At 42.5% G+C, this 15,731-nt stretch carries 16 protein-coding genes, 1 tRNA gene and 1 pseudogene; 4 read left to right on the forward strand and 14 right to left on the reverse strand.

Annotated features, from left to right (window positions below; translation table 11 throughout):
* Nucleotides 1-62: 62 nt before the first annotated feature.
* The 6 genes from lepA to rpoE all read right to left on the reverse strand — a co-directional run bounded on the left by lepA (nt 63) and on the right by rpoE (nt 5,992).
* Nucleotides 63-1,859 carry a translation elongation factor 4 gene (lepA, locus tag QZV86_RS08155; RefSeq protein ID WP_295626052.1) on the reverse strand — a complete coding sequence of 599 codons (1,797 nt, stop codon included), beginning with the start codon at nt 1,857-1,859 and terminating at the stop codon, nt 63-65.
* A 94-nt stretch (nt 1,860-1,953) separates the two neighbouring features.
* Nucleotides 1,954-2,247 carry a glutaredoxin family protein gene (locus tag QZV86_RS08160; protein WP_366925693.1) on the reverse strand — a complete coding sequence of 98 codons (294 nt, stop codon included), beginning with the start codon at nt 2,245-2,247 and terminating at the stop codon, nt 1,954-1,956.
* A complete protein-coding gene (locus tag QZV86_RS08165; RefSeq protein ID WP_295626058.1) occupies nt 2,228-3,643 on the reverse strand; it encodes a DegQ family serine endoprotease in 1,416 nt (471 codons plus the stop codon). Before QZV86_RS08165 ends, QZV86_RS08160 begins: the two co-directional genes overlap by 20 nt.
* Nucleotides 3,644-3,844: 201 nt before the next feature.
* The gene (locus tag QZV86_RS08170) at nt 3,845-4,837 is read right to left on the reverse strand and encodes a MucB/RseB C-terminal domain-containing protein (protein WP_295626014.1); all 993 of its coding nucleotides are present in this window, start codon (nt 4,835-4,837) and stop codon (nt 3,845-3,847) included.
* Nucleotides 4,834-5,391 carry a sigma-E factor negative regulatory protein gene (locus tag QZV86_RS08175; RefSeq protein ID WP_295626018.1) on the reverse strand — a complete coding sequence of 186 codons (558 nt, stop codon included), beginning with the start codon at nt 5,389-5,391 and terminating at the stop codon, nt 4,834-4,836. The genes QZV86_RS08170 and QZV86_RS08175 overlap by 4 nt, the downstream gene beginning before the upstream one ends.
* A gap of 1 nt (nt 5,392) precedes the next feature.
* Nucleotides 5,393-5,992: an RNA polymerase sigma factor RpoE gene (rpoE, locus tag QZV86_RS08180; RefSeq protein ID WP_292918614.1), complete on the reverse strand. Its 600-nt coding sequence runs from the start codon at nt 5,990-5,992 to the stop codon at nt 5,393-5,395.
* A gap of 278 nt (nt 5,993-6,270) precedes the next feature.
* On the opposite strand from rpoE, the gene nadB reads away from it, so the two are divergent.
* The 3 genes from nadB (at nt 6,271) to QZV86_RS08195 (ending at nt 8,632) form a co-directional block, all read left to right on the forward strand.
* Entirely contained in the window at nt 6,271-7,866 is a 1,596-nt protein-coding gene (nadB, locus tag QZV86_RS08185; RefSeq protein WP_295626023.1) for an L-aspartate oxidase, read from the forward strand.
* Between the two features lie 117 nt (nt 7,867-7,983).
* Nucleotides 7,984-8,451, forward strand: coding sequence for an MEKHLA domain-containing protein (locus QZV86_RS08190; RefSeq protein ID WP_295626026.1), 468 nt, complete (start codon nt 7,984-7,986; stop codon nt 8,449-8,451).
* A gap of 90 nt (nt 8,452-8,541) precedes the next feature.
* A tRNA-Ser gene (locus tag QZV86_RS08195) sits at nt 8,542-8,632 on the forward strand.
* A gap of 187 nt (nt 8,633-8,819) precedes the next feature.
* On the opposite strand, the gene QZV86_RS08200 is transcribed toward QZV86_RS08195, so the two are convergent.
* Nucleotides 8,820-9,161 carry a hypothetical protein gene (locus tag QZV86_RS08200; protein ID WP_295626028.1) on the reverse strand — a complete coding sequence of 114 codons (342 nt, stop codon included), beginning with the start codon at nt 9,159-9,161 and terminating at the stop codon, nt 8,820-8,822.
* Nucleotides 9,162-9,446: 285 nt separating this feature from the next.
* Here QZV86_RS08200 and QZV86_RS08205 point away from each other — a divergent pair, with 285 nt between their 5' ends.
* A complete protein-coding gene (locus QZV86_RS08205) occupies nt 9,447-9,674 on the forward strand; it encodes a hypothetical protein (protein ID WP_295624948.1) in 228 nt (75 codons plus the stop codon).
* A 208-nt stretch (nt 9,675-9,882) separates the two neighbouring features.
* On the opposite strand, the gene QZV86_RS08210 is transcribed toward QZV86_RS08205, so the two are convergent.
* The 7 genes and pseudogenes from QZV86_RS08210 to smbP form a co-directional block, all read right to left on the reverse strand.
* Entirely contained in the window at nt 9,883-11,169 is a 1,287-nt protein-coding gene (locus QZV86_RS08210; RefSeq protein WP_295626031.1) for an arsenic transporter, read from the reverse strand.
* 45 nt (nt 11,170-11,214) lie between these two features.
* A pseudogene (locus QZV86_RS08215) lies at nt 11,215-11,699 on the reverse strand (arsenate reductase ArsC).
* Nucleotide 11,700: 1 nt separating this feature from the next.
* Nucleotides 11,701-12,120, reverse strand: coding sequence for an ArsI/CadI family heavy metal resistance metalloenzyme (locus QZV86_RS08220; RefSeq protein WP_295626034.1), 420 nt, complete (start codon nt 12,118-12,120; stop codon nt 11,701-11,703).
* Between the two features lie 32 nt (nt 12,121-12,152).
* The gene (locus tag QZV86_RS08225) at nt 12,153-12,482 is read right to left on the reverse strand and encodes a metalloregulator ArsR/SmtB family transcription factor (RefSeq protein ID WP_295626037.1); all 330 of its coding nucleotides are present in this window, start codon (nt 12,480-12,482) and stop codon (nt 12,153-12,155) included.
* A 147-nt stretch (nt 12,483-12,629) separates the two neighbouring features.
* A complete protein-coding gene (locus QZV86_RS08230) occupies nt 12,630-13,472 on the reverse strand; it encodes a metallophosphoesterase (RefSeq protein WP_295626040.1) in 843 nt (280 codons plus the stop codon).
* A gap of 13 nt (nt 13,473-13,485) precedes the next feature.
* Nucleotides 13,486-14,487, reverse strand: coding sequence for a diacylglycerol kinase family protein (locus tag QZV86_RS08235; RefSeq protein ID WP_295626043.1), 1,002 nt, complete (start codon nt 14,485-14,487; stop codon nt 13,486-13,488).
* A 744-nt stretch (nt 14,488-15,231) separates the two neighbouring features.
* Nucleotides 15,232-15,567, reverse strand: coding sequence for a small metal-binding protein SmbP (smbP, locus tag QZV86_RS08240; RefSeq protein WP_295626046.1), 336 nt, complete (start codon nt 15,565-15,567; stop codon nt 15,232-15,234).
* Between the last annotated feature and the right edge of the window lie 164 nt (nt 15,568-15,731).

Consider the following 15,731-nt stretch of genomic DNA (forward strand, 5'->3'; position numbering starts at 1 on the left):
TGTATGTCTATCTAAATTCGACCTAAAATTCGGGAAATAAAATTTCTCTCTACTCATCATCATTATTTATTATCGACCTGCAAAATTGCCAGAAACGCTTCTTGTGGAATTTCCACATTACCCACTCGCTTCATTCTCTTTTTACCTGCTTTTTGTTTTTCCAGCAACTTTCGTTTACGCGATATATCGCCACCGTAGCATTTTGCCAACACATTTTTTCGTAACGCCTTGACTGATTCACGTGCAATGATATGGGCACCCACTGCCGCCTGTACGGCAATATCAAACATCTGGCGAGGAATTAACTGGCGCATTTTTTGCACTAGTTCACGTCCCCGATACTGACTGCTACTTCGATGAATAATCAAGGACAACGCATCAACTTTGTCGCCATTAATCAATATATCCAGTTTCACTAAATCGGAAGCACGAAACTCTTTGAATTCATAATCCAAAGAAGCATAGCCACGGCTGGTCGATTTCAATCGATCAAAAAAATCCATAACAACTTCATTAAGCGGCATCTCGTATGTCAACATGACTTGCTTACCCATATACTGCATATTCATTTGATTTCCACGTTTACTAACGCACAAGGTGATCACTGCACCAACATATTCTTCTGGCACAATAATAGTTGAAGTAATCATGGGCTCGCGAATCTCGGCAATTTTTGAAAGATCTGGTATTTTTGACGGATTCTCAATCTCAATTACCGTATCATCACGCATCAGTACTTGATAAATAACCGTAGGTGCTGTCGTAATCAAATCCATGTCATATTCACGTTCTAACCGTTCCTGCACAATATCCATATGCAACAACCCAAGAAAACCGCAACGAAAACCGAAACCCAGCGCTTGAGATACTTCTGGTTCAAAATGTAGTGAAGAATCATTCAGTTTCAACTTTTCCAATGCTGAACGCAACGCATCATATTGATTGGATTCTACGGGATATAAACCGGCAAACACTTGTGGCTTTATTTCTTTAAAGCCCTGCAATGGTTTTTCTGCCGGACGAATTGCAGAAGTTACGGTATCTCCCACTTTTGCTATATTCAGTTCTTTGATACCGGAGATGATAAAACCCACCTCACCAGCACTGAGTGAATCACGAGCAGCCGATTTTGGTACGAATACACCGACTTGCTCACAGAGCTGAACAGCTTTGCTAGCCATCAGTAATATTTTTTCACCGGGCTTCACCGTACCGTCCATCACCCTGACTAAAATCACGACACCAACATAGTTATCAAACCAGGAATCAATAATTAAGGCTTTTAAGGGCGCATTCGGATCGCCTTTCGGTTCAGGAATTTTAGCGATCAAAGCTTCTAAAACATCTTCTACACCTTCTCCTGTTTTTGCACTGATTTTAATCGCACCTTGTGCATCGATTCCAATTACTTCTTCAATGTTGCTGATGACACGTATCGGGTCTGAAGCCGGGAGATCAATTTTGTTTAGAACCGGAATAACTTCAACACCTTGCTCTATCGCTGTATAACAATTCGCGACGGTTTGCGCTTCAACACCCTGTGAAGCATCAACTACCAAAAGTGCACCTTCGCAGGCGGCTAAAGAACGCGAAACCTCATAAGAAAAATCAACATGCCCTGGTGTATCAATTAAATTTAGTAAGTATGTTTCACCATTCCTTGCTTTGTAGCGTAAAGCTGCTGTTTGGGCTTTGATAGTAATGCCTCTTTCGCGCTCCAGATCCATAGAATCTAGTACTTGCGCTTCCATTTCCCGATCGGATAAACCACCACACAAATGAATAATACGGTCCGCTAGCGTTGATTTGCCGTGATCAATATGGGCAATGATAGAGAAATTACGGATATGCTGCATCAGATATAAAATGTAAAGAGTATATTTCCAGCAATCTTAAAAATCACGCAGCCAGGCTGGAAACAGAAATATTATTGGCTATTAAAGAGGCAGCATTCTAACGAAATTTACCAAGATAATCATCTAAAGCTGCTAAATCGAGAAAATAATGGCAAATCTCCTGATTGATAAGCGGCGACATCAGCACTGGAATTCTCTCTCCATAACGTTTAGCCAGTTCTGGATCGGAATCAATATCAACAACCTTGAAATCAAATGATACTTGCTGCTGCAAACGCTGCAGAGCAAGCATCATATCTTGGCAAAGATGGCAGTCTTCACGGCCATAGATGATCAGTTCTCGTATTTGATCGGAAGGAGGTAAATAAGGCTCAATTTTCTTTATCATCATCGGAGAGTTTCATTGTAATGAAAGTTGTGATATCTCCCCTTTTTACAAGTAAAGCAATATTTTTTCCGCTCTTAACTTGATTAAGCAGTTCATTAAATTGCACAACACTTTTTACATCTTTACTGTTAAATCCAAGGATAATGTCGCCAATGCGGATTCCTGAACTGCTGGCAATACCAGGTTGCATGTCTTCTACCAGCAAGCCATTGGCAATCTCCAGCTGTTTCTTCTGTTCATCGGTAATCTCACTTAATGCCAACCCAAGACGATTTGAGGTACCCGGTTTTTTACTCTGCTTGAGTTTTCGATTTTCTGATGTCTCATCAGAAGGCGTTTCTCCAACTTCGACCTTAACGGTCTTTAAGGTGCCATCCCGCCAAACTTGAATAGTTGCTTTTGATCCTGGTTTGGTATTGCCAACTATGCGGGGTAAATCTGAAGATGTTAAAACTTCCTTTTCATCAAACTTCAGAATAATGTCGCGCGCTCGAATCCCCGCCTTTTCCGCAGGACCATTTTTTTCAATAGAAACAACCAATGCCCCTTTGCTATCCGCCAATCCAAAAGATTCAGCCAATTCTTTAGTTACTTCTTGAATCATAACACCAATTCTACCTCGACTCACTTTTCCGCTGATCTTTAGCTGATCAGCAATTTCAGTGGCAACATTGATCGGTATGGCAAAAGACAACCCCATGAATCCGCCCGTACGGCTATAAATTTGAGAATTAATGCCGACCACTTCTCCTTTCATATTAAACAAAGGCCCACCTGAATTTCCTGGATTAATCGCGACATCCGTTTGTATAAATGGAACATAATTTTCCTGTGCCAAAGAACGCCCTTTAGCACTCACAATGCCCGCAGTGACGCTATGTTCAAAACCGAATGGAGAGCCGATCGCAATCACCCACTCACCTACCTTAAGATTTTCTGGATCCCCTTGTGTGACTTCCGGCAAATCAGTGGCATTGATTTTAATTAGCGCAATATCGGTTTTACGATCGGTACCAATAATTTTAGCGACAAATTCTCGTTTATCATTCAGCTTCACTGTTATCTCATCGGCAGTTTCAACCACATGCGCATTTGTCAGAATATAGCCATCAGAACTAATAATAAAACCCGATCCTAGTGATTTAGGTTCAGATTTTCTTGGCCCGGGGAAAGGCTGTATATGCCTTTTAAAAAAATCATAAAATGGTGAATTTTCTGGAATTCCTGGTATCTCAGGAATTATTTGATTATTCATCATATTTGAATTTTGCACAGCACTGATATTCACTACTGCAACACCATGTTTTTCAACTAATCCGGTAAAATTCGGTAGTGTGGTAGCTTGAGCAAAGTTTACCGATAAAAATAAAACAAAGGGAACTATCATTAATTGAAACATGCTTCTTATCCTTACTGTACGCTTATATAAAAAATAAATGCCTATATGCATGACTAACGATCAAAATTTTGCGGAGTAATCACTATTTAAATTTAAGTCATGAATTTAAATAGTGATTGTATGAATAATAAAATAATTTCTCATCTATTGCAGCCATATTTCTGAAAAGAAAAAGCACAATAGATTCCAGCCAGCAATAACTTAATTAAGCTTAATAACGGAGTCGCCTATTAGTTTAATGGTTTCCAATGGCGCTTCACCTACTGTAGTTATTTTATTTCCCTCCAACACGCGCACATAGATATTGATAGCGCCGCGCCCCGTAAAGAAACCTGGCGCAGGCGTTGGCACATCCTCTGCGATGGGCTCAATAAAAACAGATACAGTTGCAAGCCCGTCAGATAAGGCAATATGATCCACAAACACAGGCTTCTCAGTTAGGTTACGCTTCATTTCAATTAATTTTCTAAAACCTAGTGGCAAATTATTGACCTGCCATTTTAATTCACCCTCGTTGATGACAGAAGTCAATAAATTGGTTACTTTCCATTCATTTTGATTTTGAGTCATGAACGAGCTAGGTTTCAATAAATCGTGTTGAATTGCTCCGTCAATTTCCAGTTGTGCAAATGCAAACTGTTCAATAATCTCGTCACCATCCGTGATAGCATTTTTTAGAAGCAAACCTGTTCCGACATCTATCCAGAATCGATAACCATAACGTAATGAATCTCTCGGTATCAAAGAAATAACCTGACACTCATGATCGATTATGCGCTCACGCTTGACTTCTTTGACGTAATAATTCTCATCAAGATTACCAAACGGCTGCGGAAGAATGTCGGGGAAGAATTTACGAAACCAACGTCTCTCGGTGTATATTCTTTTGCTTTCTGGCAGATAACATTTCATTTCATCGTTAGTGCGAAAAACTATTCGTGGCGATCCATCTAAAACTTCAATTCTTTCATGCTCGCCCGCGTGATCAGTCTTATGAACGATGCGTGATGCTTCTATGTGATTATCTGCATAATAAATGAATGTTCCGGAGTAGTTATGCCGACGAGGAGCTTCGGCCATTTTTTTCAACCAATCAAGTGCGCTTTCAGACGAACGGGGTAACTCCTGTGCAACTGCAACTTGAAAACCAAATGCTAAGAAACATAACAACGAAATAATACTGCGACTAATCATCTACCATATCTTTCGTGATATTCAACGTTATGAATATTGCCTGCTTGTCCGCGCATTGTAATTCCCGGAGAGAATTCTCTATGCACGAATAAATAATCATTGATTTCAACTGGCGGGTGTGAGTAATTATGAATTAGAGGCGGTGATGAAACCATAACGGGCGAAATCTTCAAGTTATTTTCCTGATTCGATTGCTCAGCAATCGTTATTTGCTGCGGCTTATATAAATTATTCATAATTAACCCCGCAGAAATCATTGCAATAACAGAAGCAGCCACTGCAAACGAAAATGCTTTACGCTTCTGTTTTTTGATTGCGCTTGTTACGCTGATTACATTGGGAGAAAGTACTGTAGGTTCGGATATTAATTTTTGACTGACGCTGGAAGAGATGTTTATGGATAATTGGGATGATTTTCGGAGCGTATCACCAATCAAATGATAAGTTTCCCATTTCTCATGTAAGCCATCATTTTTTCTGATGGCTTCAATAACATTGGTAACATCCTGTTGATCAAGTTCACCATCCATCAATGCAGATACTTTACTTTTCACATTACCACCTCTTATCTTTACTTGTCCCTAACAAAGGACGTAATTGTTCTGAAATCGCTTCACGCGCACGAAATATTCGTGAACGTACAGTCCCGATAGGGCAATTCATGATATTGGCAATTTCTTCATAACTAAGCCCATCAATTTCTCTTAATACGATCGCCGTACGCAACTCTTCCGGCAATGAATCCAATGTTTTATTCACCGTTTGAGCAATTTCCTGACTCATCAGTTCACTCTCAGGCGTATTCATTTCCTTCAGTAGCCCACTATCCTCAAAGTCTTCGGCATCTTGATTATCGTAACCTTGCAAGGTTGGCAATTTCCGCCCTTGAGATACCAAAAAATTTTTCGCAGTATTAATGCCAATACGATATAGCCATGTATAGAAAGCACTATCCCCACGAAATGATGGTAACGCTCGATACGCTTTAATAAAAGCTTCCTGCGTAACATCCTCAACTTCAGCAGAATCGCGTATAAACTGCGACAATAAACGAGCCAGCTTGCGTTGATACTTAATGACTAGTAGATCAAATGCATGCTTATCTCCGCCTTGAACTCGTTCTACTAATTGTTGATCGATCTCCCGATCACTCATACAACTTGATCCCTGAGCATTTTGAATGAATTGCTACCCTTATTCTTGTTCCATTATAGATACCATAATGACACAAATGAACAAGTATACCTATCCAAATGAATCTCGGGAACTATGTAATTCTATGCCTATCGTGTTAATGACACTTAACCCTATTGATTAGTTCACTATTTAAATAGTGAACTAATCAATGAAACTAAACTGAATGTATCCGGGTTAAGGCATTCTGAGTCTGTTATTATTCAACCTACTAATCATAATAAACAAAGACTCATTTAATGACTGACAACAACTACGATACGCTCATTATCGGTAGCGGATTAGCCGGATTTTCACTGGCGCTGCACTTAGCACAACACAAGAAAATTTGTATTGTGACTAAACAAACTGCCGAATCAGGAGCCAGTTCATGGGCACAAGGTGGCATAGCAGCAGCGCTATCAAATGATGATTCTCCATCGCAACACGTCCAAGATACCTTGATTGCCGGAGCCGGTTTATGTGATGAAAGCATCACACGATTCATTATCGAGAATGCAACTGATGCGATTCATTGGCTGATCAGTCAAGGTGTGAACTTTACCAGCGACCAAACAAGCGAAACGGGCTATCATCTGACCCGAGAAGGAGGCCATAGCACGCGACGCATCATCCATAGTGGCGACGCCACTGGCAAAGCCGTACAACAAGCCCTAATTCAAAAAATACGATCACACCCGAATATTACTGTTTTAGAGCATCATATCGCTATCGATCTAATAACCGATGATAAATTATCCGATTGCACAAAAGAGCAGAACAAACAATGTGTTGGCGCATACATTCTTGACAAGAAGAAAGATAAAGTACTAAGCTTTGCGGCACAAAATACCGTACTGGCAACCGGCGGGGGCAGCAAAGTTTATCTCTATACGACCAACCCCGACACAGCCACCGGTGATGGCATCGCAATGGGCTGGCGGGCGGGTTGCCGAATTGCCAATATGGAATTCATTCAATTCCATCCTACCTGCCTCTATCATCCTCACGCAAAATCATTTTTAATCAGCGAAGCCGTTCGTGGCGAGGGTGGTTTATTAAAGCTTTCCAATGGCGAACGTTTCATGCCATGGCACGATCAACGTGCTGAGCTTGCCCCACGTGATATTGTGGCTCGTGCCATCGACTTTGAAATGAAGAAAAGGGGATTGGATTGCGTTTATTTAGATATATCTCATAAGCCTACCAATTTTTTAAAAGAACATTTCCCAACCATTTATGCTCGCTGTTTAGAATTGGGCATCGATATTACTAAAGAACCGATCCCCGTAGTTCCTGCTGCTCACTATACTTGTGGCGGGGTAATCACCGACAAACATGGCAAAACCGATTTGAACAACCTATACGCCATCGGAGAAACCGCGCACACCGGATTACATGGCGCCAACCGTTTAGCCAGCAATTCGCTATTGGAATGCCTAGTGTTAGCCCAGGCTGCAGGAAGTGACATCGTCAATCAACCCACAAATGAATTGCCAAAACTTCCGGATTGGGATGAAAGTCGTGTCACAGACGCTGACGAAGAAGTTGTGATTGCACACAACTGGGATGAATTACGCCGTTTTATGTGGAATTATGTCGGCATTGTGCGCACCACCAAACGGCTGCAACGTGCACAGCACAGAATTGAACTATTGCGCGAAGAAATCAACGAGTACTACACCAACTTCCGTGTTACCAGTGATCTACTGGAATTACGCAACCTAGTCGATAGCGCCGATTTAATTGTACAGTGTGCATTGCTGCGTCACGAAAGTCGCGGATTGCACTATAGCAAGGATTATCCCGACACACTACCACAGACAAAAAATACTGTGCTGAGAAAAGAAAATTAAGTCACTTCCAACAAAAACCAAAAGCGTTCAGCCTGAATCAACGTGTACAGTTGTCAGCCTGCAATCACGTGCGTTACACTCATAGCATTCTCTATCACAACATCCCTTCACCGAGCAATGCGAACCCACTGGAACAACCCAAGCGCTGTCAAATGGTGCCAATACTTACTCGACAGTTACACGCATTGGATCAAGCTGGAACTGATCGAACGCACCGGCACGCCACTGCAACAAACCGAGCAATTATTCAATAGTGCGTTTGTCGTGGCATCTCATGGCACGGAAGACGATCCCATATTAAATTATGGCAATCAAGCGGCTCTCAATTTATGGATGATGAGCTGGCAGCAATTCACACAAACACCCTCGCGCCTCACAGCCGAATCACCCAATCGTAAAGAACGTGCGCGCATGCTGGAACAAGCCAAAACACTAGGTTATATTTCCGATTATCGCGGCATAAGAATTTCCAGCACAGGAAAACGTTTTCTAGTTGAGCAAGCCACCATTTGGAATATCCACAAACCTGACGGCACGACAATTGGACAAGGCGCTACGTTTTCTAGTTGGAAATACTTGGACTGAATTCAATTTCTTCAAACCTATTCAGCGTAAAACAAATTTGCCCGGAACCACGAACTGGTTTATTCTTTGCCCCCTGCTTATCAGCAACCTGGAGAAGTGGCCGAGTGGCTTAAGGCGCACGCTTGGAAAGCGTGTGTACGGTAATTCCGTACCGCGGGTTCGAATCCCGCCTTCTCCGCCATTATTTGCCATAAAATCAACAGACTATTTATTAATATTGCCCAAATGCTGTCCATACATCTCGACTGCTTTTGTCCCATGTTGCTCATTATTGTTAATCCATCGAGCATATGTTTTAGCTGTAATTAACACATTAGAATGATCCATTTGCGCAGATATCCACGCTATATTCTCACCAGCCGACAACATCATTGATGCAAATGTGTGACGTGTTTGATACGGGTTTCTGTAACACACTCTTTTTTCAATAATGGAATCCAGAATCCTTTCCTGATTTGTTGATCGCCAATCCATTGTTTGCTAGTGTGCAGATTTAAGAACACTTTCACGCCTTGTAATAGGGTATGCAGCTTTTGATTGATCAGCGCAGCCTCTACATGTGGAAGCATGTCTATTTCCCGATTGCTTGATTTTGTTTTTGTAGATTCGTCGTTCTTGGCAGCGTAAGTACGCGCCTTGTTAATCTTTATTTTCTTCCGTTTCCAGTCGATATCCGTCCATTCTAAGGCAATTAGCTCTGAAGTTCTCATCCCAGTCCAAAAAAAATACAATGCACTGGTTTTTTATTGATCTTGCAGCAGCTTTGATTATTGCCGCTTGCTCTTCTGCATTAAACGGGGCAACGTATGTCTTTTCTTTTGGCGATTCATTGCGCTTGTACGATATATAGCCATGATCTGCTCGATCAATCGACAGTTGGTAATGGCCCGTCGGCTGGGTGTGCGTTTTGCCCAGTCATAGTAACTGCTGTGCGATACACCGAGTGTCTTACATAGAACACGAGCTGGAAATTGGGCCCGGTTTGCCTTGATTAATTGGCACACCTTCCCCATCGATCTTTGTTGTTTGCAAACCAGGCCGTAGCCTTTGCCAATATGTCACGCTCCATCTCCACACGCTTGAGCTTCTTACGCAATTCCATTAGCTCCTGCCGCTCGTTGGCACTCAAGGAGGTAACACTCGATATTGCAGCGGAAGCAATTGCCTGGCTTGACCTCATGGGTACACCTGCTGCCCGACACCAGGTTTGTATCGAAGTGTAGTGGCAACCCAATTCCTTGGATAATTGCTTGGGGCTTGGGGCATTTACCTAATGCGAGCAATTCCACCATCTGTTGACGAAACTCCGGTGGGTAAGCAGGTTTGTAGTTTTGCGTCATATTTCTTCTCCTTTAAACAGAACATAATGTGTCCGTTCAAAGGGGATAACTCCAACTCCAGTCTGCGGCTACTACAACGCAGCTATCAAATTCATTTAATGCTAAGCCAAAGCGCAAGAACGGAAAGCGTAATTACTAATACTGGCAACGTCAAAACAATCCCGACTTTAAAATAATAGCCCCAAGTGATGACTGTATTTTTACGCGCCAACACGTGCAGCCATAACAATGTTGCCAAACTGCCTATGGGCGTTATTTTGGGGCCTAGATCGCAGCCTATCACATTCGCATAAATCATTGCTTCCTTGATTGTTCCAGTTGCGCTGCTTGCATCAATTGATAAAGCACCGATTAGCACTGTGGGCATATTATTCATGATGGATGATAAAAAGGCTGCTAGCAACCCTGTTCCTAGTGTGGCTCCCCACAATCCGTAATCAGCGAAAATATTTAATAAGCTGGCGATGTATTCAGTTAAACCTTCATTGCGCAACCCATACACAACTAAATACATTCCTAAAGAAAAAATAACAATTTGCCACGGCGCTTCCCTCAGTACCTTGCGAGTGCTGATAATGTGACCCTTTGCCGCAACCAGAAATAATACGAGCGCACCGCTCATTGCCACAAAGCTGATCGGAATTCCAAAGGGTTCCAATGCAAAAAATCCGATAAGTAATAACGTAAGCACTATCCAGCCAGCCTTAAATGTTGCCGAATCCCGTATCGCTTCACTCGGAGCCTTAAGTAAGCTTTGGTCATGATGCATAGGAATACTTCGCCTAAAGTACAAATAAAGCACTGCCAAGCTGCCGATGATCGATGCAAGGTTAACCGGAATCATGATTTTTGCGTACTCGGAAAAACCGATTTTGAAATAATCAGCAGAAACAATGTTTACTAGATTGGATACTACAAGTGGCAAGCTTGCTGTATCTGCTATGAATCCTGCCGCCATTACAAAGGCCAATGTTGCAGCCGGGCTAAATCTAAGTGCTATTAACATAGCCATCACGATGGGCGTTAATATCAACGCAGCGCCATCATTGGCAAACAGGGCTGAGACGGCGGCTCCAAGCAAAACAATAAGGACGAATAATATACGCCCGTTCCCACCGCCCCATCGCGCCACGTGTAAGGCTGCCCATTCAAAGAAACCTGCTTCGTCCAGTAACAGGCTAATGATTATGATGGCGATAAATGCAGCGGTCGCGTTCCAAACAATGTCCCAAACGATTGCAATGTCACTGATACTAACTACACCCAAGGCAAGAGCAACCCCGGCGCCAAGGGAAGCACTCCATCCAATGCCCAAGCCACGCGGTTGCCAAATCACTAATACGAGCGTGAATATAAAAATCAGAATGGCAATCAGCATTCGGAATGTCCTTTTGAATAGAAATCGATATGAAGAACTTGTCTTCTAATCGTTGATAGATAGGTCTATGCTGTCCAATCTTTGCTGTAAGGAGGGAGATTTATTTTTTATTAATTCTTCTAACTTGGAATCGAAGAAATATTCTATACGGGCGCGTAGTGTTCGATAGGGCCTTTTCAAAAGCTGCATTAATTTCTTCTTCTGTGCCCTTGGCTGTAGCGGGATCGTCAACGCCCCAATGAGTACGTAAAGTGGAGCCAAGATAGATGGGGCATATCCTTATCCGCGTTCCCGCAAACAGTAATCACAATATCCGGAACAACTGGCAAATCGTCCCAAGATTTACTGTAAAGTCCTTCTGTTGAAATTTTTTCATGCTCAAGCAAGGCTAACGAGCGAGGATGAACTTTACCAGTAGGCTTGCTTCCCGCGCTCATTGCATGCCAGCCTTCGGGCGCAATGTGATTGAATGTTGCTTCGGCCAAAATAGACCTGCATGAGTTTCCGGTACAAAGAAAAAGTATGTTCATTTCAGGCCACGCAGCAGGATTCTTTTTTGACGGAAATTTCGGTGTCCTGACCAAATGTGGGTATGGAAGTTAATGAATGATAAGCTTCCCAAGCAATCCCTTGAGGATCGATTGTCCAATATTTGTTAGAAGCGGCATAACAACACTGAGCATTTGTTTGCTCGGTCGTACTCAATGAAGCTTCATTTAACCTCTGATTTATTTGCTTGAGTTCATCGTCCGATTCAACCTGAATTCCAACATGATCTATGCCTGTTTTGGCACTTTTCGTTGATATCGCAAAATTTATGTAGGGGTCTTCCAGCATCCATTTCGCATAGTCCGTTTTGCTGACACTCGGGCTTGCGCCAAATAGCGCAGAATAAAAACTGATATTTTCTTCCAGATCATTGACGGCAATATGTACATGAAATCGTTTCATCGCATTACGTCCTTAATAGATTATAAAAATATTTAACTTCTTTCTTCATCACACCAGACTTCTATAGGCGTACATGAAACACCAGCGCAACAATTTTCTGTGAGATAACCCAAAAGCCCGTTCATCGTTTCAAAGTTTGCTGAATAAAAAATAAATCGACTTTCTTGCCGCGCAGTAACCAACTCTGCGTTGTTTAATTCTTTTAAATGAAATGACAGGGTAGCGTTTGGAATGTGTAATTCCCTAGCCAGCGCACCCGCTGACATCCCGGATTCTCCTGCCTGTACCAGCTTCCGAAATATAGTTAATCGGGTTTCATGAGCTAATGCAGTGAGCGCTTTAATAGCAATATTAATTTCCATGTTTCCAATATAGTCGAAACATCAAAGTTAGTCAAATCCACCTCAACTATCTAATGCATATGGCAGAGAGAATGTTGATATTCAGCTCTTAATATACAACCTAGCCAACATCTTAAAAATAGCACCCCTTTAGATTCTAGTAAGGTCTCAAACTATTTTAATGCCATTGCATAAGTGCCTAGAACTAAGCAGCAAAGAATGTGTGCACTTGAGACCAAATCTCCGTGTTGCATCATTGTAATCCCAGCGTTCTATCATAGCTGTGCGAGATTTATTCAGTTTGCCGGTAGTACGAATCAAATTGACCGAATTATTTGCACCTCTGCGAATGCGAGAAGACACTGCAGTTCCGGCCTGTGCTACCCATACATGGCGCAGCAGGTTATCAAAGCGCTCGTGTAAAGGTAACACAAAGGGTAAATGGATATGTCCACCCAGTATCAGATCAGCGCCGGCACTGGACCAGTCGTATATTGCAGCTTCGTGTCCATGCAGTAAGTTAGTTATATCCTCTTTAGATGTTACAGCCACGGGTTGATGCGTAACGACGATGCATAATTGCTCCTCAGAGGCACGACTGAGACGTTGAGCAACACGCTCGCGTTGACTTGCTGAAACCTCGCCATCGACATGACGCCAACGCCGTGTCGTATTTACACCAATAACCAGCAAAGTTTGCGAATCGTATACCGGCTCTAGCTCTGGACCAAAGCTGCGGCAATGGTTGGCATAAGGATCTATTAGACGACCAACCAGGTTAAACAGTGGAATATCGTGATTTCCAGGAATAATGAGGGTAGCTGGCACGCCCAATCGATCCACAAACGACCGCGCAGCTTGAAATTGCACGCGCCGCGCACGTTGCGTAATGTCTCCGGACAACACCACCAACTCGGGCGGCATTGAGCGTATCAGGGTTTCCAGCGCGGACACAACCTCTGGCCGTTCAGTACCAAAGTGTAGATCAGAGATTTGCCAAAGCATCGCCATAGATAAACTACAATTATTTCTTTGCGGCTGGCGCAGGCTTCAGAAGATAGAGAGCCTGATCGGCAACGCGAAACTCAAGCGGCATACGTAATTGTGTAATTTCACCGTCGGTTGCAACTTTGATAAGCTTTTTCCCAAAAAACCGTGCCGGTTTGACTAAGAGATTCTTGAACGAAAAACTCATTACATGATCGGTATCTCCGAGCTGCCCCAATGCGCCACGAAAACCCAACCCGATCATCGTAAGCGTGTTAATCGGACGGATCGCGATTGCGGTGAGTTCACCATTATCAGTTTTGGATGCTTCTTCAATACCGATCTGTTCCAGTTGCAACCGGTTATTACCAACAAACAGTGTCGGTGTATAAAGTGTGCTGACTTTCCCTTGGTGCTCAATCGTTAGGGCTAGCTGACGATTGTAACGTAGCACGGTATAAAGACCTGATACCCATGCCACCCAGCGATTGCGACCGAGCTTTCGCTTATAAGTCTCACGATCTTCGAGCAATTGTGGATAGAGTCCTAGACTGGCGTTAACCAAGAACACACGTTCATTGACAAACCCGACTTGTATGGGATAAGCCAGCGTGCCTAACAGCATCCTGGTAGCTGCGGCTGTGTCTTCAGGTAGGTTATGTGTCCGCCCGAAATAATTAAAGGTGCCTTGCGCGATAACACCAAAAGGGCAACCGCTCCCTATGGTGGCTTGCACCATGGCATTAATGGTTCCGTCGCCACCAGCGGCAACTACTATCCCGCTACGTTTACGAGCGCGACGAACAGTGTCTCGCGCCACGTCCGCAATAGTCTCGGAACGGGTTACCATGAACAACTCAAATTCACGACCTGCCTGGTTCAACTCGGCTTCGATAATATCACGAGCAGTGACAGCCTCCTCACTACCCGATGATGCATTAAGCACTATGAAAAGTGGTGCTGAAGGATCAACGTTAATAGGATTCGCAATACTTTTATAATGCTGTTCTGCGTCAGGCACTGGTGTCGTCGTCAGCATGCGATCTTACTCCTTAGTAACAATATTTCGTATTGGTTTTTAATAGTTTAATGGGCATGACGAATGACATTAACTATGATAACCCCATCGAGAACGAAGCAACAATTGGACGATCTAAAGTTTCTGTTAAAAAGTCATGTTTAATCCCATCCGACGTGCAGCAGGCTAGTAGCAGTAAAGCGTAGATGATCCGACACATCAAGATGCCACGCCACATCTTCAACAATTTTCCTCGGTCGGTTTACAAGGCGCTTTTTTTGCTGATATTTTCAAAGATTTTCCTATGCAACCATGCTGCATCAAGCCCTGCATAGGTACACTCGCGAGTGCGGGTGATCACGCGCTTGAATTTAACGATAGCACCAAACACAGTAAAAAATTGAACCGACTCTCATCAGTACCGACGTTGATGTCCTGGACCAAAGACTTCGGACCAATACCATTCCCGTATATTCTTGATCTCAGTTATCACTTGAATTCGTCTACTGTTAATGCACTACTGTTACCCAAAAAACAGCGAGATTCACAGGCTATCTTCTAACCCAGATTTCCCATTAGAAAAATTTATGATGGAAGCAAAGAAGATGACCTATTGAATATAATCTAGTTTCCTAAATTATCGCCGTCCGTGTTTGCAATTATCTATTCAAAATTATTTGAACTCAAATTGCTTGTGCTACTGTTTTCTCATCATTAAAAAATTTCTGATAAAAAATCTGGGGTTAAGATACTAAAGTACTTTGATTAATTTGCAGCTTGCTTAAAATGTTCCACTGCATCTTTTGCAGATTTCTGTGCTGCCTTGACATCATCACTCTCACCTTCCTTGATAGCATCAGACAAGCATTTAATGCCTTCATCAAGGTGTTTGCGGTTAATTACTTTATCCGAATCACCTTTTGACGCATTTGCATATTTTTTTGCTTCTGTCGCATGTTTAGCAATCGATTTCCCTTTCTCAGACTTCATCGCAGCTTCAGCATGTTGGATTGCTTGGTCTAAATTACTAGATGCCGCTAGTGTCCCCAAAGATAAAAAAGCCATAAGCAAAAAACCTGCGAATAATGTAATAGTTTTCATATTTAACTCTCCAATTAATTTTAATTTGAAGCGATGATGACTATCACCGCTCCTTTATATGTATATATTTTTAAGAAAGATTGGTCTGTACGATAGCGAACACAGATATCTAGAGCTTACTCAAAAAGCATAACTAACTGATTGAGTTTAACAATATTGTATTA

Origin of the sequence: uncultured Nitrosomonas sp. (assembly GCF_902826915.1) — a bacterium.
Taxonomy (GTDB): Bacteria; Pseudomonadota; Gammaproteobacteria; order Burkholderiales; family Nitrosomonadaceae; genus Nitrosomonas.